We start from the raw sequence: 18,564 nt of genomic DNA on the forward strand, positions 1-18,564 counted from the left end.
AGTCGATGCCTCAGGCGTCGTGGCGGAACGGCGAATGGCGCTGCAGCGCCGCCGCGTGCTGGCGGACCTCGGCACGCTCCTGCGCGCACCACTCGGCCAGGGGCACGCGGAAGCCGGGGTCGGCAATCCAGTGACGGCTGCGCACCAGCCGCGGCAGGAAGCCGCGGGCGATCTTGTGCTGGCCCTGCGCACCCGGCTCGAAGCGGGTCAGGCCCTCGCGCAGGCAATAGTCGATGCCCTGGTAGTAGCAGGTCTCGAAGTGCAGGCCGGGCAGGGGCTCGCCGCCCCAGTAGCGGCCGTACAAGGTGTCGCCGCCGCGCAGGCAGAACGCGCCGGCGACCGGCACACCTTCATGCATGGCCAGGAAGATCAGCAGGTTGCGCGGCATCGTTCGCGCAAGATGCGCGAAGAAGTCCAGGGTCAGCGCCGGCGAATTGCCGTAGTCGTCGAAGGTGCGCAGGTAGAACCCATACATCGCCTCCAGGTCGGCAGCGCTGGCCTCGTCGCCGTGCAGTACGCGGAAGCCGATGCCGGCGCGCTGCACCTTGGCCCGCTCCTGGCGGATGTTCTTGCGGTGCTTGTGGTCCATCGCGCCCAGGTAGTCGTCGAAGCCGGCCCAGCCGGCCTCGTTGTGCCACTGGTACTGCACGTCGTTGCGCTCCAGCCAATCGGCGCCGAACGCGGCGTCCTCCTCGGCGCGGTGGAAGTTGACGTGGGCCGAGGACAGGCCGGTGCTTTCGGCGGGCGCCTGCATGGCCGCCAGCAACTCCTGTCGGGCGGCCGGGTCGCGCGCCAGCAGCCGCGGCCCGGTCACCGGCGAGTAGGGCACCGCGCACAGCCACTTGGGGAAGTAGTCCTGGCCGTAGCGCGCGTAGGCATGCGCCCAGGCGTGGTCGAACACGAATTCGCCATGCGAGTTGCTTTTCAGGTACCCGGGCGCGGCCGCGACCAGCGTCTCGCCGTCCCAGACGCTGAGATGCAGCGGGCTCCAGCCCCAGTCCGGGCGCAGGCAGCCATGCTGCTCCAGCCCGGCCAGGAAGGCGTGGGCGACGAACGGATTGCGGCCGTCGTGCAGCACGTCCCAGTCGGCAGCGGCGACGGTGTCGAGCCGGCGCAGCCAGCGGATCCGGCTCATCGCCCCGGCCACCGCAGCAGAAGAGCGCGCCGACCGCCGGTTGCGTCGGCGCGCGCGCTTGCCGGCGCGCGGCGATTGCCGGCCCAGGGCCGGCAGCTCAGAACGTGCGCGGACTCAGGCACCCTTGTCCAGATAGCGCTCGGCGTCCAGCGCGGCCATGCAGCCGAAGCCGGCCGAGGTGATCGCCTGGCGGTAGTGCTGGTCGGCCACGTCGCCGGCGGCGAACACGCCCGGCACCGAGGTCTCGGTGGCGGCGCCGCCCAGGCCGGAGCGGATCTCCAGGTAGCCGTTGTGCATCGCCAACTGGCCGTCGAACAGCTGGGTGTTCGGGTGATGGCCGATGGCGACGAAGAAGCCGTGCGCCTCCAGGTCGCGGGTGCTGCCGTCCTGCACCGACTTGACCCGCACGCCGGTGACGCCGGCCTCGTTGCCCAGCACCTCGTCCACCTGGTGGTGCCAGACGGTCTCGATCTTGCCGGCGGCCACCTTGGCGAACAGCTTGTCCTGCATGATCTTTTCCGCGCGCAGGGTGTCGCGGCGATGCACCAGGTAGACCTTGCGGGCGATGTTGGACAGGTACAGCGCCTCTTCCACGGCGGTGTTGCCGCCGCCGACCACGACCACGTCCTGGTCCTTGTAGAAGAAGCCGTCGCAGGTGGCGCAGGCGGACACGCCGCGGCCCTTGAACGCCTCTTCCGAGGGAATGCCCAGGTACTTGGCGGTGGCGCCGGTGGCGATGATCAGCGCGTCGCAGGTGTAGTCGCCGCTGTCGCCGCTGAGCCGGAACGGGCGCTGCGACAGGTCGGCGGTGTGGATGTGGTCGAAGATCACCTCGGTCTCGAAGCGCTCGGCATGCGCCTGCATGCGCGCCATCAGGTCCGGGCCCATCAGGCCGTGGGGGTCGCCGGGCCAGTTGTCGACCTCGGTGGTGGTCATCAGCTGGCCGCCCTGCTGCAGGCCGGTGATCACCACGGGCTTGAGATTGGCGCGCGCGGCGTAGACCGCGGCGGTCCAGCCGGCCGGGCCGGAGCCCAGGATCAGCAGGCGGGAATGCTTGGCGGAATTGGCGGCAGAGGGGCTCATGTATACTCGCGAACAGGGTGAAATGGCGGCGGAAACGCGGCATTGCGCGGGTTCCGGCGAAGGCGCATAGAGTGGCGGCCGGCCTGGAACGAATCAAGCCGCGTGGCGGAAACGCTGCGGCCCGTCGCGACCGACGGCCTCCGCGGCACGCCAGTGCATGCTGCCAGCAGGCGCCGCCGCGGCACAGCGGCGCGAGACCGGACGATTCAGGTAGCGCCTGCTGAAATGCAAAGGCGAGTCGTTTATTATCAATCACTAACGATGCATTTCTAAGGTCTGGTCATAGCGTGGCGAAGCAGGTTCCGGAACGCGGCAAATCCCAGGGCGCCAATGCGGCGGCACGCAAGCAGGGCGCCGCGCCCAACCCACGCCGGCAGAAGCTGTGGCGCGATCTGGCGCTGATCGCGATCGCGCCGCTGCTGCTGTACCTGCTGGCCAGCCTGGCGACCTATTCGGCCACCGATCCGGGCTGGTCGCATACCGGCAGCGTGGTCGCGCCGGTGCACAACATGGGCGGCAAGTTCGGCGCCTGGATCGCCGACGTGCTGCTGCAACTGTTCGGCTACGTGGCCTTCCTGCTGCCGGTGGTGATCGGCGCGATCTCCTGGATCGCGCTGTTCGGCATGGACCAGGACGGCGACGGCGAGGCCGACCTCGGCCCGGCGCTGCGCCTGGTCGGCATCGTCGGCTTCCTGATCGCCGCCACCGGGCTGCTGCACCTGCGCCTGTTCGCCGGCGACGTGGCCGGCGCCGGCGGCATCCTCGGCAAGCTGGTCGGTAGTTCGCTGGGCGCCGGCTTCGGCGCGCTCGGCGCCAACCTGTTCGTGCTGGTGCTGCTGCTGGTGTCGGTGACCCTGGCCACCGGGCTGTCCTGGTTCGCGGTGATGGAGCGCATCGGCAAGGCGGTGATGACCCTGCCGGCGCTGGCCCGACGCGGCACCCAGCAGGCCAACGAATGGCAGCAGACCCGCGCCATGCGCGAGGAACGCGAGGAAGTGCGCAAGGTCGACGCGGTGCAGCGCGCCAAGCGCGAGCCGGTCAAGATCGAGCCGCCGCCGGCGCCGGTGGTGGAGAAGAGCGAGCGCGCCAAGCGCGAGCAGCAGATCCCGCTGTTCCACGGCACCGGCAGCGACCCCTCCGGGGTGCCGCCGCTGGCGCTGCTGGACGACCCCAAGCCGCAGGCCAAGGGCTATTCCGAGGAGACCCTGGAAACCCTGTCGCGGCAGATCGAGTTCAAGCTCAAGGACTTCCGCATCGAGGCGCAGGTGGTCGGCGCCTATCCCGGTCCGGTCATCACCCGCTTCGAGATCGAGCCGGCGCCGGGCATCAAGGTCAGCCAGATCAGTTCGCTGGACAAGGACATCGCCCGCGGCCTGTCGGTGAAGTCGGTGCGCGTGGTCGACGTGATCCCGGGCAAGTCGGTGATCGGCCTGGAGATCCCCAACGTCAGCCGCGAGATGATCTATCTCAGCGAACTGCTGCGCTCCAAGGAATACGACAAGTCGGCCAGCCCGCTGACCCTGGCCCTGGGCAAGGACATCGCCGGGCGTCCGACCGTGGCCGACCTGGCGCGCATGCCGCATTTGCTGGTCGCCGGTACGACCGGCTCGGGCAAGTCGGTGGCGGTCAACGCGATGGTGTTGAGCCTGCTGTACAAGGCCTCGGCCAAGGACCTGCGGATGCTGATGATCGACCCGAAGATGCTCGAACTGAGCGTCTACCAGGGCATCCCGCATCTGCTGGCGCCGGTGGTCACCGACATGAAGGAGGCCGCCAACGGCCTGCGCTGGTGCGTGGCGGAAATGGAGCGCCGCTACAAGCTGATGAGCGCGGTCGGCGTGCGCAACCTGGCCGGCTTCAACAAGAAGGTCAAGGATGCGCAGGACGCCGGGCAGCCGCTGATGGACCCGCTGTTCAAGCCCAACCCGGACCTGGCCGAGGCGCCGCGGCCGCTGGACACGCTGCCGTTCATCGTCATCTTCATCGACGAATTCGCCGACATGATGATGATCGTCGGCAAGAAGGTCGAAGAACTGATCGCGCGCCTGGCGCAGAAGGCCCGCGCGGCCGGCATCCACCTGATCCTGGCCACCCAGCGTCCGTCGGTGGACGTGATCACCGGCCTGATCAAGGCCAACATCCCGACCCGCATCGCCTTCCAGGTCAGTTCCAAGATCGACTCGCGCACCATCCTCGACCAGTCCGGCGCCGAGACCCTGCTGGGCCATGGCGACATGCTGTACCTGCCGCCGGGCACGGCGATGCCGGACCGCGTGCACGGCGCCTTCGTCAGCGACGAGGAAGTGCACCGCGTGGTGGAGCACCTCAAGGCCAGCGGCCCGGCCGACTACATCGAGGGCGTGCTCGACGAGGTGCAGACCATGGGCGACGGCACCGTGATCGGCGCCACCGGCCTGCCCGAAGCCGGCGGCGGTGGCGGCGACGAATCCGACCCGCTGTACGACGAGGCCCTGCGCATCGTCACCGAGACCCGCCGCGCCTCGATTTCCGGCGTACAGCGGCGGTTGAAGATCGGCTACAACCGCGCCGCGCGGCTGATCGAGGCGATGGAAGCCGCCGGGGTGGTCAGCCCGCCCGAACACAACGGCGACCGCAGCGTGCTGGCGCCGCCGCCGCCGAAGTGAGCCGTACCGCGCCCTCCGCCGGCCATGGCCGGCGCCTGCGTGGACCGGCGCCACTGCGCGCGGTGCGATGGTTGCTCGGCTCGGCGCTGCTGGCGCTGGCCGGCCTCGCCACGGCGCAACCGGCGCCGACCGCGGAGCGCGACACCGACCAGCCGGCCGCGGCCGCACCGGTGGTCAGCAACAACTACAGCTACGTGCGCTACCGCGCCGACTACGAGGTGCGCGAGGACGCCACCAGCGTGGAGACTGACGAGGTCGAACTGCTGCTCAAGACCAAGGCCGGCGTCGACCAGTTCAGCCAGGTGCGCCTGAGCTACAGCGAGAAGCTGGAGACGCTGGAGGTGCTGGCCGCCTACACGCTGACCCCGGACGGGCTGCGCCACGACGTGCCGGCCGACAAGATCTACACCCAGGAAAGTTATTCCAGCGCGGCAGCGGCGATGTACGCCGACCGCAAGGTCAAGGTGGTGGTGTTTCCCAACCTGATGCCCGGCGCGCGCCTGGTGTACCGGGTGCGGCGCACCCAGAACGTGCCGTACTTCCCCGGCTACTTCAGCCTGTGGGAGACCTTCAGCGTGTTCTCCCAGTACGACGACGCCACGGTGACCCTGGTGGCGCCGCGGCGCCTGCAGATGCACCTGTACACGCGCGGCGTGCAGGGCAGCAACACGCCGCAGATCGACGGCGAGCAGGCGCGCTGGCAGTGGCACTACAGCCGCCGCGAGCCGATGAAGAGCCAGAACTGGTCGGCGGCGACCTGGGAATTCAGCCCGACCATCATGGCCAGCAGCTTCCGCCGCTGGGCGCAGATGGCCCAGGCCTACCAGCACAGCAGCGCCGCCGCTGCGCAGGTCACGCCCAAGGTGCGCGCCCGCGCCGAGCAGATCACCGCCGGCATCAGCGATCGCCGCGCACAGGCCGCGGCGCTGTACGAATGGGTGGCGCGCAACATCCGCTACGTGGCGGTGTACCTGGGCAACGGCGGGCTGCAGCCGAACAGCGCCGACAGCATCCTCGACAACCACTACGGCGACTGCAAGGACCACACCGTGGTGCTGGAAGCGCTGCTGGCGGCCAAGGGCATCGCCAGCACGCCGGTACTGATCGGCGCGCAGGGCGGACCGACCCTGCCCGAGGTGCCGGTGCTGGGCCGGTTCAACCACGCCATCACCTATCTGCCCGAGTTCAAGCTGTACGTGGACTCCACCAGCCCGTACGCGCGCTTCGGCCAGTTGCCGGCCGGCGACCTCGGCGCGCCGGTGCTGCACACCGCCGACGGCACCCTGGCGCGCACGCCGCCGGACGATGCCAAGCGCAACCGCTACCTGGTCGAGACCGACTATCGCTTCGCCGCCGACGGCAGCCTGAGCGGCATCACCCGCCTGGACAGCGGCGATGTCGGCGAGGTCGGCCTGCGCACGATGTTCGTGCAGCTCAACGCGCAGAACCGCACCCGCATCGAGGAATCGATCCTCGCCGCCTCCGGCTTCGACGGCAGCGGCGAGTTGCTGCTGCAGGGCGCGCCGCAGGACCTGCGCCGGCCGTTCGGCTACGCCTACCGCTTCCGCGCGCACGACTACGTGGACTTCGGCGTGGTCGGCGGCATGAGCCTGCCGCTGATGCCCGGCGCCGATTCGGTGCGCGGGGTCTACAGCACCGCCTCGGCCGAGCGCAATCTGACCCCGTTCTACTGCAATGACAACGCGCGCAGCGAGACCTACCGGCTGACCTTCCCCGACAGCGTGCCGATCATCGCGATCCCGGCCGACACCCATTTCCGCAATGCCGCTGGCGAATACGCCGCGACCTGGGTGCGCGACGGGCAGACCGTCACCGCCACGCACACGCTGCACCGGCGCGCGATCCACGGCCCGGCGGCGCTGTGCCAGCCGCAGGACTACGCCGCATTCCGCGAGCTGTACCAGCAGGTGCGGCGCGGCTTCCGCGGGCAGATCCTGTACGGCGACCTGAGCCGGATGCAGACCGGGCCGTAGGCCTGGCTCGGCCGGCGACGTCCTCTGATCGCCTATTCAGGCGTGCCGCGTCACACTTCCCACACTCCATCCGGAAATCCATCCGCATGCTTCGCACACTCCGCTACACCGTCCTCGCCACCGCGCTGCTGGCCGGCTCCGCCTTCGCCGGCGCCCGCGAGGACCTCACTGCCTTCACCCGCGGGCTGAAGGGCCTGGACGGCCAGTTCGCGCAGAAGGTCTACGACGGCAAGGGCACGCTGAAGGAAAGCTCCAGCGGCCGCGTTGCGCTGTCGGCGCCGCGCCTGTTCCGCTGGGAGTACCGCAAGCCCTATACCCAGCTGATCGTCGCCGACGGCAGCAAGGTCTGGGTGTACGACCCGGACCTGAAGCAGGCCACGGTGCGCACGCAGGGCAGCGAGGAACAGAACAGCCCGCTGACCGCGCTGATCGACCCGGGCAAGCTCGACCGCCAGTACGACGTCAGCGAGGAAGCGGTGGCCCGCGACGGGCTGCAGTGGCTGACCATGACGCCGAAGGTGGACACCGAGGCCAGCTTCCAGATGGCCAAGCTCGGCTTCGACCGCAACGGCCTGGCGCGCATGGAAGTGGTGGATCCGGTCGGCCAGCGCACCGAGATCAGCTTCAGCGACTGGAAGCGCAATCCGGCCTTCGCCACCGGCACCTTCCGCTACGTCCCGGACAAGGACGTGGACGTGGTCGGCGACCGCTGAGCCGGCTGCCGCCGCGCGCCGTCTCGGTGCGCGGCGGTCTTCCCGGTCATTCCGGGCAGGTCTGCACTTCGATGCTGACGTGGCCCAGGGTGGCCACGCCCTGCAGGCGCGCGTGGTAGAACGCCGCCGGCCGCGGCCGGTGGGTCACCAGCGACACGATCGCCGCGTGCTGGCCGGGGCCGACCCGCCACACGTGCAGGTCGGCGATGCGTTCGTCGTCCTGCTGCAGGCGGTCGCGGATCTGCGCCTGCAGCGCCGCCGGCGCCGAGGCGTCGAGCAGCACCGCGCCGGTGTCGCGCAGCAGCGCCAGCGACCACCGCGCGATGACGATGGCGCCGACGATGCCCATCAACGCATCGGTCCAGGTCCAGCCCAGGTACTTGGCCAGCAGCAGGGCGGCGATCGCCATCACCGAGGTCAGCGCGTCGGCCAGCACGTGCATGTAGGCCGAGCGCAGGTTGTGGTCGGCGTGCGCGTGGCGGTCGTGGCTGGCGGCCTGCGCGGGCGCGACGTGGGCGTGTGCGTGCCCGTGGTGATCGCGGGGGTGGTGATGGTCGTGACCGTGCGCGTGATCGTGTTCATGCCCATCGTGGTGCGCGTGCGCATGGTCGTCATGCCGATGCGTGGCATGGGCATGGCCGTGTTCGTGATGATGGCCGTGACTATGGCCGTGCCCGTGCCCGTGCCCGTGCCCATGATCATGATGGTGGTCGGCGCCCAGCATCCAGGCGCTGAGAAGGTTCACCAGCAGGCCCAGTGCCGCGATCCACAGGGCCTCGTCGTAGGCGATGTGCACCGGCTGCGCCAGGCGCAGCGCCGACTCCACGCCGATGCCCAGCGCGATCAGCGCCAGGATCAACGCGCTGGAGAAGCCGGCCAGGTCGCCGACCTTGCCGGTGCCGAAGGTGAAGCGCGGATTGTGCCGGTGCCGCCGCGCGAACCAGTAGGCGAAGCCGGCCAGCGACAGCGCGCCGGCGTGGGTGGCCATGTGCAGACCGTCGGCCAGCAGCGCCATCGAGCCGGTCCACCAGCCGGCGACGATCTCCACGCCCATCATCGCGGCGGTCAGCGCCACCACCGACCAGGTGCGGCGCGCGTTGCGCTCGTGGCGCGTGCCGAGGAAGTCGTGCTGATGGGTGAACGCGTCCAGGGTGTCGTGGTGGCTCATGGCGGGGGGGCGGCCGTGCGGTGGAGGCGTCGCGATTCTAGCGCTCGCATTGGCGCCACGCGGGCCTGCGGCGCCGGGCACGCCGGCAGCCGGGATACATGCCGGCGGCAAGGCGTACACGGGCCGCGGCGATAGAATGGGCGCATGGCCAAACGCAGACCCTTCGCTTCCGATGCCCCCGACCTGCTGAGCGTCGACCGCGAGGCCATGCGCCCGCTGGCCGAGCGCATGCGCCCGCGCACGCTCGACGAGATGGTCGGGCAGAAGCGCCTGCTGGCGCCGACCAGTGCGCTGCGCCGTGCGGTCGCGTCCGGCCGCGTGCACTCGATGATCCTGTGGGGGCCGCCGGGCTGCGGCAAGACCACGCTGGCGCTGCTGTTGGCGCAATATGCCGAGGCCGAGTTCAAGGCGATCTCGGCGGTGCTGTCCGGCCTGGCCGAGGTGCGGCTGGTGCTGGCCGAGGCCGCGCAGCGTTTCGCCGACGGACGCCGCACGGTGCTGTTCGTCGACGAGGTGCATCGCTTCAACAAGGCGCAGCAGGACGCGTTCCTGCCGCACATCGAGCGCGGCACCATCCTGTTCGTCGGCGCCACCACCGAGAATCCCTCGTTCGAGCTGAATTCGGCGCTGCTGTCGCGCTGCCGCGTGCACGTGCTGGAGGCGGTGTCGCCGCAGGACATCGCCGAGGCGCTGCAGCGGGCGCTGCACGATCCCGAGCGCGGGCTCGGCGCCGAGCCGTTGCGCGTGTCCGACGCGGCGCTGCTGGAGATCGCCGGCGCTGCCGATGGCGACGTGCGGCGTGCGCTGACCCTGCTGGAGATCGCCGCCGAACTGGCCCAGGACGAGGGCGGCGAGATCACCGCGCAGACCCTGCAGCAGGTGCTGGCCGACCGCACCCGCCGCTTCGACAAGGGCGGCGAGCAGTTCTACGACCAGATCTCGGCGCTGCACAAGTCGGTGCGCAGCTCCAATCCCGACGCGGCGCTGTACTGGCTCACGCGCATGCTCGACGGCGGCTGCGACCCGGCCTACCTGGCGCGGCGGCTGACCCGCATGGCGATCGAGGACATCGGCCTGGCCGATCCGCGCGCGCAGTCGATGGCGCTGGAAGCCTGGGACATCTACGAGCGCCTGGGCAGCCCGGAAGGCGAACTGGCCTTCGCGCAACTGGTGCTGTACCTGGCCAGCACCGCCAAGTCCAACGCCGGCTATGCCGCGTTCAACCAGGCCAAGGCGGAGGTGCGCGAGACCGGCACCCAGGAGGTACCGCTGCACTTGCGCAACGCGCCGACCAAGCTGATGAAGACCCTGGGCTATGGCGCCGACTATCAGTACGACCACGACGCCGAGGGCGGCATTGCGCTGGACCAGACCGGCTTTCCCGATGCGATGGGCGAGCGGGTCTACTACCGGCCGGTGGAACGCGGCCTGGAGATCAAGCTCAAGGACAAGCTCGACCGCCTGCGCGCCGCGCGCGAACAGGCGCGGGCTGACAAGGCCGGACGATCGACCGCATAATCGGCGCACAGGAGATGGCATTCCTCCTCGAACCGCCCGCAGCACTGCGCGCTGATGATGCCTGCCCAACCCCCGCCGGGGTGGCAGGTCCGCGCCCCGGCATCGTCCCTGTGGAGAATCCGATGCCCGTTCTTTCTCGTGTTTCAGCTGCTGCTCCTGCGTTCGTCTCGCGGAGGCGCGCATGAACCTGACCCTGTGGTGGCAGCAACTGCTGCTGGCGATGGCCGGCGGCGCGGTCGGCTCCGGCCTGCGTTTCGCGGTCGGCAGCGCGCTGCTGCAGCGCTACGGCGCCGGCTTCCCGTGGGGCACGCTGGCGGTGAACCTGGCCGGCGCCTTCGTCGGCGGCTTCCTGCTGGTGTGGATCGAAGGCCGCGGCGCCAGCGCGCCGTACTGGCGGGCGCTGCTGATCGTCGGCCTGGTCGGCGGACTGACCACGTTCTCCTCGCTGATGATGGAAAGCATGGTGTTCGTGCGCAACGGCCGCCTCGGCATGGTCCCGCTGTACCTGGCGATTACCCTGGCGGCGGGGCTGGTGCTGGTGTTCGCCGGCGCGCGCACCGCCGCGGAACTACGGGCGCCGACGGTGGCCGCCGATCGCTGAGTAAGGCGGGTACCTAGCCCAGCAGGGCGGCGCCCACGCCCAGCGGCGGCGCCAGCAGCGCCAGCGGCACGATCAGCCGTGGCCGGTAAGGCAGCAGGCCCAGGGTCAGCAGCGCCGCACTGGCGCTGAGCGAGCCCACCCACAGCACCGGGCCGATCCCCCAGCCGCGCGCGGCGACGCAGCAGGCGAATGCCACGCCCAGCAGCAGCCAGCCGGCGGCCTGCAGTTGTCGCATCCGCGGCGCCGACGCGCGATGTGCGCCATACAGCTCGAGCTGGTGCTTCTCCATGCCCAGGCACAGCGCGACGAAGCCGGAGAAGGCCAGGCACAGGCCGAGCGCGGTCATGCGCCCTCCGTGGCCAGCACCGGCTTGCCCGATCCGCCGCGCTCGCGGGCGCGGCGTTCGGCCGCCGACAGCGGCGGTTGCCAACGCTGCATGCGGCGCGCGGCCAGCGCCAGGGCCAGGCCGAGGAACAGACAGACCAGATCGAACCCGGCCAGCGCCCAGTCGCCGGCCAGCAGGCTCACGCCCAGGTGCGCCTCGGTGGTGATGGCGTTGAGCAGCGGCAGCAAGCCGAACAGCGCCGCGCCCGCATACAGTTGCCAGGCCCACATGGCGCGTTTCGGCCACACCTGCGCGGCGAGCAGGGCCGCCGCCCAGGCCAGGAAGAACACCGCCGCTTCGCGCTCCGGACGTGCCTCCAGGTGCAGCGGCAATAGCCGGTTGCCCCAGAAATAGGCGGCGAAGGCGATCGGCAGCCCGGCCACGGTACCGATGTTGAGCGCATCGACCAGGCGCAGGCCCAGGCCGATGCGGCCGGCCTTGGCGTGCTTGGGCCGCTCCTTGACCGCCCACAGGATCGCGCCGCTGGCCACCATCAGGCAGCCGAGCAGGCCGCAACCGAAGAACAGCCAGCGCAGCCAGGGGCCGGCGAAGTGCGCCAGGTGCAGGCCGTACAGGGTGCTGCGGGTTGCCGCGGCGGCGCCCAGCGTGCCGCTGCGGCCGAGGATCTGGCCGCTGCCGGCGTCCAGCAGCAATGACGGTGTGGTGTAACCCAGGCGCTGGCCGTCGCCCTGGCGGATCTGGATGGCCGCGGCCGCGTCGCCGGCGTTGTACACGGTGAAGCCGGCGATCGGCGCCTGCGCGCCCCATTCGCGGCGCGCCACGTCCAACAGTTGCTCGATCGGCAGCATGCGCCCGGGCGTGCCGCTGGCCTCGCGCAGGTTCTCCGGTTCCTGGAACGCCTCGGCGTAGAACGCCTGCTCGGCGTCGGGGTAGGCGGTCTTGATGCCCCAGGGCAGGTACATCAGCATCAGCGTGACCAGCCCGGTGTAGGTGATCATCGCGTGGTAGGGCAGGGCGAGCACCGCGCTGGCATTGTGGAAGTCCAGCCACGAGCGCTGGCCCTTGGCCGGGCGGAAGGTGAAGAAGTCCTTGAAGATCTTCTTGTGGGTGATCACGCCGCTGATGATCGCCACCAGCATGAACATCGCGCAGAAGCCGACGATGTAGCGCGCCCACAGCGCCGGGATGTAGTGCAGGTCGAAGTGCAGGCGGTAGAAGAAGTCGCCGCCGCGGGTGTCGCGGGTCTGGCTGGCCTCGCCGCTGACCGGGTCGAGCAGGGCGTTGCCGAACATCTCCTTGCGGCTCTGGCGGGCGCCGTCGGCCGGCGGCGGATTGCGCCAGAACAGGTCGGTGAACGGCGCGCGCGGATTGGCCAGCGACACGAACCACTGCGGCGACTGCGGCGCCTCGCGCTGCAGCAGCGCCACCGCACGGGCGGCCACCACGTCGGTGCTCGGTTGCGCCTGCGGCAGTTCCGGACGCATCCAGCGGCTGATCTCGTTGCGGAAATAGCTGGCGGTGCCGGCCATGAAGATCAGCAGCAGCACCCAGGACACCAGCAGGCCGCTCCAGGTGTGCAGCCAGGCCATCGATTGGCGGAATCCCTGCTTCATGGCGCGTGCTGCTGCAGCCAGGCGATGGCCAGGGCCATCGGCGCCAGCAGCGCGGCGATGCCCAGCCAGGCGCGCCCGACGCTGCGCGCGGCGAACGCCCACAGCGCGGTGCAGGCGCAGACCAGGATGCCCAGCATCATCCCGCTCAACACCGCCTGCGCGCGCACCGATGACCACAGCAGCGGCAGCAGCACCGCAGTGGCCGCGGCCAGCGCATAACCGCCGACGATCGCCGCCAGGGTGCGCGCCAGCACGCCCAGCCAGGGCGGCAGGGAGCGGCGCCGCGGCGTCGCCGGGGCGTCAGGGGCGTGGAGCGAGGTGGAAGAAGAAGACATGCAGGCCCGTGGGGAGGAAGCACCGGCTGGGCAGCGGACAGCGCGTGGCGGCGGTGGGTGAGATGTCAGTTAATGATACGCATTCCTATCTTTGGCGCAAATGCGGGGAGATGAACCGTGCGCTGGTGTAGTTGGCGCTGCCGCCGCGGTGGGCTGCGTCATGGCATGTTCCGCGATCCCGGCATGCCAAGCCGTCGCTGCGGACACACTGAAACGCATGCGCGAGCAGGCTCTCTGAACAACCCGCGCCGCCGCCGCGATCGCTGCGACCGCGTCAGCGCAGCGTTGCGTTCCCCGGCGAGCCATTGGCCGCCATTGCCTCAGCCGTGGTGATCTTCTGCGTCACCGTCTCGCGCAGCGGCGACGCGGTGGGCAGCAGGGTCAACAAGTGGTGCCAGTCGCCCGCCGCATCGGCATAGCGCTGCTGCTGGAACGCGGCGATGCCGCGCATCCACAGCGCCCGCTGGTTGTCCGGTTGCTGCGCCAGCACCCGGTCGAGCATGGCGCGTGCGGCGTTGCCGACGGCGAGATCGGCGCGTTGCGCCATGTCGGTCTCGGCCCAGCCGAGCAGCGCCTCGACATTGTCCGGGGCGATCCGCAGGGCCTGCGCATAGGCCTGCTGCGCGTCGTGCGGGCGCTGCGCCTGTTGCGCGTCCCAGGCCTGCTGCAGCCAGCCTTGCAGCCGTTGCGCGGTCTGCTCCGGCGCAGCCGGCGGCTGCGGTTGCAGGGGGACGCCGGCCAGGGCCGTCGGCGTGCCGATGCGCCAGTACAGGCCGGCGCCGAGCAACGGCAGCAGCAGCGCCAGCAGCAGGGCGATGCCACGTTGCGGACGTATGCCGGGACGCTGGGCGAGCAGGGGACGCAGCACGGCGACCAGGGCGATGCCGAGCATCGTCGCGGCGGTGAGGGCGAAGCCGGGCGTCACCAGGCGTCCTCTGCGTCGGCGTCTGCCGTTGCGGCACCGATGGCACGACGACGGTGCCGCAGTGTCGCCACGACCATGCCGGCGCCGCCCAGCAGCAACAGCGCCGGCCCGAACCACAGCAGCCAGGTGCCCGGCGCCAGTGGTGGGTCGTACAGCACGAAAGCCGAGTAGCGATCGACCATGTACTGCTTGATCTGGGCATCGCTGCGCCCGGCCTGCAGTTGTGCGAACACCTGGTGGCGCAGGTCGCGCGCCAGGGTCGCGTCGGAATCGGCCAGGTTCTCGTTCTGGCAGACCAGGCAGCGCAATTGCGCGGTCAGGCGCTGGAAGCGCTGTTCCTGCGCGCGGTCCTTGAACGGCAGCGGGTCCACCGCCTGGGCCAGCGCCGGCACTGCACCGCCCAGCAGCCACAGCAGCACCAGCAGTCGCCACCACGGCTTACGTCGGCACGTCCGTGCGACGGTCGCGCTCATCGCCGCGCCTCGTCGAGCGCCGCGATCGCCGGGCGCAGCTCGTCGGCGAACACCTGCGGTGTCAGCACGCCGACGTGCTTGTAGCGGACCACGCCGTCGGCATCGATCAGGAAGGTTTCCGGGGCGCCGTACACGCCCAGGTCGATGGCGCGCTGGCCGTCGGCGTCCACCAGCACCAGCGCATACGGATTGCCGCGCTGCGCCAGCCAGGCGGCGGTGTCGTGCGGATCGTCGCGGTAGGCGTAGCCGACCAGGGGCACGCCCAACTGCCGGGCCTGCGCCATCAGCAGCGGATGCTCCTCGCTGCAGGCCATGCACCAGCTGCCGAACACGTTGAGCAGATACGGGCGGCCGCGCAGCGCCTGGCTGCCGCTGCGCAGGTCCGGGCGGTCCAGGCGCGGCAGCGCGAACGCCGGCACCGGCTTGCCCAGCAGCGGCGAGGGCACGGCGCGCGGGTCGTGGCTGCGGCTCCACCACAGCCCGAACCCGAACAGCGCGGCCAGCAGCACGAACGCGGCCAGCGGCAGCAGCCGGCTCATGGCGCGGCTCCGGCGAGCGCGGCCGGCGCGGTCGCGCTTGTCGCAGCCGGCTGCGCACGCAAGCGGCGCGCGCCAGCGCTGACGAAGCCGCCGAGCATCATCAGCAGGCCGCCGGCCCAGATCCAGCGGATGAAGGGCTTGTCGTACAGGCGCAGGGTCCAGCCGTATTCGATGTGCTGGTCGTCGACGGGCTCGCCCAGCGCGACGTACAGGTCGCGCAGCACGCCGGCGTCGATCGCCGCCTCGGTCTGGATGCGTTCGCTGCTGTACAGACGCTTCTGCGGGTGCAGCACCGCCACGACGCCGCCGTCGCGCAACACGGTCACGGTGCCTTGCTCCGCCTTCCAGTTGGGGCCGTCGACCAGGCGCACGCCATCGAAGCGAAACGCATGGGCGCCGATCTGCGCGCTCTGGCCGGGATCCAGGCGCACGTCGCGTTCCACCGACAGGCTTTCCGACAGCAGCACGCCGGCCACGAACACCGCCACCCCGGCATGCGCGAGCAGCATGCCGGCCAGTTCGGCGGGGAAGCGGCGGCCACGCGGCGCGCTGCGCCAGCGGGTCAGCGCATACAGCGCGGTGCCGACGCCGACCCAGGCCGCCGCCGCGACGCCGGCCACCGCGCGCAGCGTGCCCGCGCTCAGCAACCACGCCAGCAGCGCGCAGCCCAGTGCGGCCAGTCCGGCCCGTGCGGCTACCGCGCGCAGCGCGCCGGGTTCGGTGCGGCCCCAGCGCAGATAGGGGCCGAACGGCAACAGCAGCACCACCGGCAGCATCAGCAGCGGGAACAGCAGGCCGAAGTAGGGCGGCCCGACCGAAAGCTTGCCCAGCCGCAGCGCGTCGCCGAGCAGCGGGAACAGCGTGCCCAGCAGCACCATCGCCGCGGCCACGCTGAGCATCAGGTTGCCGATCAGGATCGCGGTCTCCCGCGACAGCGCGGCGAACGGCTTGCCCGCGGCCAGGCGCGGCGCGCGCAGCGCGTACAGCAGCAGCGAACCGCCGACCACCAGCACCAGGAAGCCGAGGATGTACAGGCCGCGGCGCGGGTCGGCGGCGAAGGCGTGCACCGAGGTCAGCACGCCCGAGCGCACCAGAAAAGTACCCAACAACGACAGCGAGAACGCCAGGATCGACAGCAGCAGGGTCCAGGCGCCGAGCGCACCGCGTTTCTCGGTCACGGCCTGGGTGTGGATCAGCGCCGCGCCGACCAGCCACGGCATGAAGCTGGCGTTCTCCACCGGATCCCAGAACCACCAGCCGCCCCAGCCCAGCTCGGCGTAGGCCCACCAGCTGCCGGCGACGATGCCGGCGCTGAGGAAGCCCCAGGCGACGTTGGTCCACGGCCGCGCCCAGCGCACCCAGGCCTGCTGCTGTTCGCCGCCGAGCAGGGCGGCGATGGCGAAGGCGAAGGCCACCGAGAAGCCGACGTAACCGGTGTACAGCACCGGCGGATGTAGCACCATGCCCGGGTCCTGCAGCACCGGATTGAGCTCGCTGCCGTCGCGCGGCATCGGCGACAGCCGCGCGAACGGATTGGAGGTGAACAGGACGAAGGCCAGGAAGCCGCTGGCGATCAGCCCGAGCACGCCGAGCACGCGCGCGGCGAACGCATTCGGCAGGTGCCGGCTACTGCGCGCCAGCGCCACCGTCCACAGGTTGAGGAGGGCGATCCACAGCAGCAGCGAGCCTTCGTGCGCGCCCCACACCGCGGCCAGCCGGTAGTACCAGGGCTGCGCCAGGTTGGCGTTGGCGGCGACATAGCGCACCGAGAAATCCAACTGCAGCAACACGTAGCCGAGCAGGCCGAAGGCCAGCCAGGCGAAACCGGCCTGGGCGTAGGCGGCCGGCCGCGCCACCGCCATCCAGGCGCGCTGGCCGCGCCAGGCGCCGAGCAGCGGCAGCACCGCCTGCACCAGCGCCAGCAGCAAGGCCAGGATCAGCGCGCACTGGCCGAGTTCGGCGCTCATGGCGATACGCTCCCGGAGATGCGGACCACGCCACTTGTCATGGTCTGATCGCCGCCGCCGCCGCGGCACCAGCACGGGCGCGATCGGCATGCGCCTGCGCCATCGCGTCCTTCAGTTCCTGCGGCATGTAGGTCTCGTCGTGCTTGGCCAGCACTTCGGTGGCGACGAAGCGCGCGCCCTGCATCGAGCCGGTGGCGATTACCGCCTGGTTGTCGCGGAACAGGTCGGGCAGGATGCCGGTGTAGGCGACCACGGTAGCGCCGGCCTTGTCGATCACGGTGAACTGCACCTGCAGCGCATCGGCGCTGCGCGTGATCGAGCCAGCCTTGACCATGCCGCCGAGCCGGAACACCCGGTAGTCCCTGGCCGCGCCGGCCTGCACCTGGCTGGGGGTGAACAGGTAGCTGATGTTGTGCTGCAGGGCCAGCACGAACAGGCTGGTGGCCAGCGCCGCGGCGCCCAGCAACAGCAGTACCAGCAGCAGACGGCGCCTACGGGTGGGATGCATCGCCAACTCCAGGGACGACGGCATTGCCGCGGGCGCGGCGGGCCTGTTCGCGGGCCGCTTGCGCGCGGATACCAGCGAGCAGGCGGCGCTGACGGCGGCGCGGCAGCAGGCTGTCCAGGAGCAGCACTACGAAGACCAGCGCGTACGCGCTCCACACGTAGACGGCGTAGCCGCCCATCGCCCAGAACCCGCTCATGCCGCGTGCTCCGCGGGCAGCGGCACGGTGTCTGCGGGCGTTGCCGGCAGCGGCGCTGCCTGCAGCGCGATCGCCCGCACCCAGGCCTTGCCGCGCTCCAGCGCCAGCAGGTCGCCGCGCATGCGCCCGCACAGGCTGGCGACGTAGTAGCACTTGCTGGCGACCACGCCGAACAGCAGCGGCCACAGCATCGACAGCGGCATCTTCGACGGGCCGAACACGCGCACGGTGGAGCCCTGGTGCAGCGTGTTCCACCAGACCACCGAGTAATGCACGATCGGCAGGTTGATCAGCCCGACCAGCGCCAGCAGCGCGGCGGCGCGCGCGCCCTGGCGCGGATCGTCGATGGCGCGGTGCAGGCCGATCACGCCCAGGTACAGGAACAGCAGCACCAGTTCCGAGGTCAGCCGCGCGTCCCAGGTCCACCAAGTGCCCCACATCGGCCGGCCCCATAGCGAGCCGGTGCACAGGGTGACAAAGGTGAAGGCCGCGCCGATCGGCGCCGACGCCGTGCAGGCGATTTCCGCCAGTTTCACCCGCCACACCAGCGCGACCAGGCCGGCCACGCCCATCGCCGCGTAGACGAACAGGCTCATCCACGCGCAGGGCACGTGCACGAACATGATGCGGTAGGCGTCGTGCTGCTGGTAATCCGGCGGCGCCAGCACCAGCCCGCCGTAGCCGGCCACGGCGCCGAGCAGCACGGCCGCCGCCAGGCTCCACGGGCGCACCGCGCCGGCCACGCGGTAGAAGGTCGGGGGCGCGCCGAGCCGGTGCAACCAGAGCGGGATCCAGGAACGCATGG

Annotated in this window: 18 protein-coding genes and 1 riboswitch; of the genes, 5 read left to right on the forward strand and 13 right to left on the reverse strand. The window is 70.8% G+C overall.

The features are described 5' to 3' along the window. Window positions 1-10: 10 nt before the first annotated feature. Window positions 11-1,135, reverse strand: coding sequence for a GNAT family N-acetyltransferase (locus M3U25_RS05715; RefSeq protein WP_355497630.1), 1,125 nt, complete (start codon window positions 1,133-1,135; stop codon window positions 11-13). A 114-nt stretch (window positions 1,136-1,249) separates the two neighbouring features. Continuing rightward, the gene (gene trxB / locus M3U25_RS05720; RefSeq protein ID WP_010341722.1) at window positions 1,250-2,218 is read right to left on the reverse strand and encodes a thioredoxin-disulfide reductase; all 969 of its coding nucleotides are present in this window, start codon (window positions 2,216-2,218) and stop codon (window positions 1,250-1,252) included. Window positions 2,219-2,505: 287 nt separating this feature from the next. On the opposite strand from trxB, the gene M3U25_RS05725 reads away from it, so the two are divergent. From M3U25_RS05725 to lolA, 3 genes are all read left to right on the forward strand, one after another. After that, window positions 2,506-4,863 (forward strand): DNA translocase FtsK 4TM domain-containing protein, encoded by a 2,358-nt coding sequence (locus tag M3U25_RS05725; protein ID WP_355497625.1) that lies wholly within the window; start codon window positions 2,506-2,508, stop codon window positions 4,861-4,863. A 53-nt stretch (window positions 4,864-4,916) separates the two neighbouring features. Next, the gene (locus M3U25_RS05730) at window positions 4,917-6,857 is read left to right on the forward strand and encodes a DUF3857 domain-containing protein (protein ID WP_355497755.1); all 1,941 of its coding nucleotides are present in this window, start codon (window positions 4,917-4,919) and stop codon (window positions 6,855-6,857) included. Window positions 6,858-6,943: 86 nt separating this feature from the next. Beyond that, window positions 6,944-7,570, forward strand: coding sequence for an outer membrane lipoprotein chaperone LolA (lolA, locus tag M3U25_RS05735; protein ID WP_355497622.1), 627 nt, complete (start codon window positions 6,944-6,946; stop codon window positions 7,568-7,570). Between the two features lie 46 nt (window positions 7,571-7,616). Here the strand turns inward: lolA and dmeF are convergent, their stop codons facing one another. Next, a complete protein-coding gene (dmeF, locus tag M3U25_RS05740) occupies window positions 7,617-8,738 on the reverse strand; it encodes a CDF family Co(II)/Ni(II) efflux transporter DmeF (protein ID WP_355497619.1) in 1,122 nt (373 codons plus the stop codon). Between the two features lie 144 nt (window positions 8,739-8,882). Here dmeF and M3U25_RS05745 point away from each other — a divergent pair, with 144 nt between their 5' ends. Then, window positions 8,883-10,256: a replication-associated recombination protein A gene (locus tag M3U25_RS05745; RefSeq protein ID WP_355497616.1), complete on the forward strand. Its 1,374-nt coding sequence runs from the start codon at window positions 8,883-8,885 to the stop codon at window positions 10,254-10,256. Between the two features lies 1 nt (window position 10,257). Continuing rightward, window positions 10,258-10,327, forward strand: a riboswitch (Fluoride riboswitch). A gap of 110 nt (window positions 10,328-10,437) precedes the next feature. Then, the gene (gene crcB, locus M3U25_RS05750; protein ID WP_160947213.1) at window positions 10,438-10,857 is read left to right on the forward strand and encodes a fluoride efflux transporter CrcB; all 420 of its coding nucleotides are present in this window, start codon (window positions 10,438-10,440) and stop codon (window positions 10,855-10,857) included. 13 nt (window positions 10,858-10,870) lie between these two features. Here the strand turns inward: crcB and M3U25_RS05755 are convergent, their stop codons facing one another. The 10 genes from M3U25_RS05755 to M3U25_RS05800 form a co-directional block, all read right to left on the reverse strand. Next, entirely contained in the window at window positions 10,871-11,203 is a 333-nt protein-coding gene (locus M3U25_RS05755; protein ID WP_355497612.1) for a DUF3325 domain-containing protein, read from the reverse strand. Then, window positions 11,200-12,816 carry a PepSY-associated TM helix domain-containing protein gene (locus tag M3U25_RS05760; protein WP_355497609.1) on the reverse strand — a complete coding sequence of 539 codons (1,617 nt, stop codon included), beginning with the start codon at window positions 12,814-12,816 and terminating at the stop codon, window positions 11,200-11,202. The genes M3U25_RS05755 and M3U25_RS05760 overlap by 4 nt, the downstream gene beginning before the upstream one ends. Next, a complete protein-coding gene (locus M3U25_RS05765; protein WP_355497606.1) occupies window positions 12,813-13,151 on the reverse strand; it encodes a DUF3649 domain-containing protein in 339 nt (112 codons plus the stop codon). The genes M3U25_RS05760 and M3U25_RS05765 overlap by 4 nt, the downstream gene beginning before the upstream one ends. A gap of 274 nt (window positions 13,152-13,425) precedes the next feature. Continuing rightward, a complete protein-coding gene (locus tag M3U25_RS05770) occupies window positions 13,426-14,076 on the reverse strand; it encodes a tetratricopeptide repeat protein (RefSeq protein WP_355497603.1) in 651 nt (216 codons plus the stop codon). Continuing rightward, the gene (locus M3U25_RS05775; RefSeq protein WP_355497600.1) at window positions 14,073-14,549 is read right to left on the reverse strand and encodes a cytochrome c-type biogenesis protein; all 477 of its coding nucleotides are present in this window, start codon (window positions 14,547-14,549) and stop codon (window positions 14,073-14,075) included. Before M3U25_RS05775 ends, M3U25_RS05770 begins: the two co-directional genes overlap by 4 nt. Continuing rightward, on the reverse strand, window positions 14,546-15,088 hold the full coding sequence (locus M3U25_RS05780; RefSeq protein ID WP_355497597.1) for a DsbE family thiol:disulfide interchange protein: 543 nt from the start codon (window positions 15,086-15,088) through the stop codon (window positions 14,546-14,548). Before M3U25_RS05780 ends, M3U25_RS05775 begins: the two co-directional genes overlap by 4 nt. After that, window positions 15,085-17,055, reverse strand: a complete 1,971-nt coding sequence (locus tag M3U25_RS05785) for a heme lyase CcmF/NrfE family subunit (RefSeq protein ID WP_355497594.1) — start codon at window positions 17,053-17,055, stop codon at window positions 15,085-15,087. The genes M3U25_RS05780 and M3U25_RS05785 overlap by 4 nt, the downstream gene beginning before the upstream one ends. A gap of 37 nt (window positions 17,056-17,092) precedes the next feature. Continuing rightward, window positions 17,093-17,563 carry a cytochrome c maturation protein CcmE gene (gene ccmE, locus M3U25_RS05790; RefSeq protein ID WP_355497591.1) on the reverse strand — a complete coding sequence of 157 codons (471 nt, stop codon included), beginning with the start codon at window positions 17,561-17,563 and terminating at the stop codon, window positions 17,093-17,095. Further along, on the reverse strand, window positions 17,547-17,759 hold the full coding sequence (gene ccmD, locus M3U25_RS05795) for a heme exporter protein CcmD (protein ID WP_242158713.1): 213 nt from the start codon (window positions 17,757-17,759) through the stop codon (window positions 17,547-17,549). The genes ccmE and ccmD overlap by 17 nt, the downstream gene beginning before the upstream one ends. Further along, on the reverse strand, window positions 17,756-18,562 hold the full coding sequence (locus M3U25_RS05800; RefSeq protein WP_355497586.1) for a heme ABC transporter permease: 807 nt from the start codon (window positions 18,560-18,562) through the stop codon (window positions 17,756-17,758). Before M3U25_RS05800 ends, ccmD begins: the two co-directional genes overlap by 4 nt. Window positions 18,563-18,564 lie beyond the last annotated feature (2 nt).

The organism is Xanthomonas sp. PPL134 (genome assembly GCF_040595915.1).
In the GTDB taxonomy this organism is placed as follows: Bacteria; Pseudomonadota; Gammaproteobacteria; order Xanthomonadales; family Xanthomonadaceae; genus Xanthomonas_A; species Xanthomonas_A indica.

Bases quoted from the DNA above. Each gene is read 5' to 3' on its own strand.
- ccmD (WP_242158713.1), bottom strand. From the start codon at position 17,759: ATGAGCGGGTTCTGGGCGATGGGCGGCTACGCCGTCTACGTGTGGAGC.
- M3U25_RS05800 (WP_355497586.1), bottom strand. From the start codon at position 18,562: ATGCGTTCCTGGATCCCGCTCTGGTTGCACCGGCTCGGCGCGCCCCCG.
- M3U25_RS05760 (WP_355497609.1), bottom strand. From the start codon at position 12,816: ATGAAGCAGGGATTCCGCCAATCGATGGCCTGGCTGCACACCTGGAGC.
- M3U25_RS05745 (WP_355497616.1), top strand. From the start codon at position 8,883: ATGGCCAAACGCAGACCCTTCGCTTCCGATGCCCCCGACCTGCTGAGC.
- ccmE (WP_355497591.1), bottom strand. From the start codon at position 17,563: ATGCATCCCACCCGTAGGCGCCGTCTGCTGCTGGTACTGCTGTTGCTG.
- M3U25_RS05775 (WP_355497600.1), bottom strand. From the start codon at position 14,549: ATGAGCGCGACCGTCGCACGGACGTGCCGACGTAAGCCGTGGTGGCGA.
- lolA (WP_355497622.1), top strand. From the start codon at position 6,944: ATGCTTCGCACACTCCGCTACACCGTCCTCGCCACCGCGCTGCTGGCC.
- M3U25_RS05765 (WP_355497606.1), bottom strand. From the start codon at position 13,151: ATGTCTTCTTCTTCCACCTCGCTCCACGCCCCTGACGCCCCGGCGACG.
- dmeF (WP_355497619.1), bottom strand. From the start codon at position 8,738: ATGAGCCACCACGACACCCTGGACGCGTTCACCCATCAGCACGACTTC.
- crcB (WP_160947213.1), top strand. From the start codon at position 10,438: ATGAACCTGACCCTGTGGTGGCAGCAACTGCTGCTGGCGATGGCCGGC.
- trxB (WP_010341722.1), bottom strand. From the start codon at position 2,218: ATGAGCCCCTCTGCCGCCAATTCCGCCAAGCATTCCCGCCTGCTGATC.
- M3U25_RS05715 (WP_355497630.1), bottom strand. From the start codon at position 1,135: ATGAGCCGGATCCGCTGGCTGCGCCGGCTCGACACCGTCGCCGCTGCC.
- M3U25_RS05755 (WP_355497612.1), bottom strand. From the start codon at position 11,203: ATGACCGCGCTCGGCCTGTGCCTGGCCTTCTCCGGCTTCGTCGCGCTG.
- M3U25_RS05780 (WP_355497597.1), bottom strand. From the start codon at position 15,088: ATGAGCCGGCTGCTGCCGCTGGCCGCGTTCGTGCTGCTGGCCGCGCTG.
- M3U25_RS05785 (WP_355497594.1), bottom strand. From the start codon at position 17,055: ATGAGCGCCGAACTCGGCCAGTGCGCGCTGATCCTGGCCTTGCTGCTG.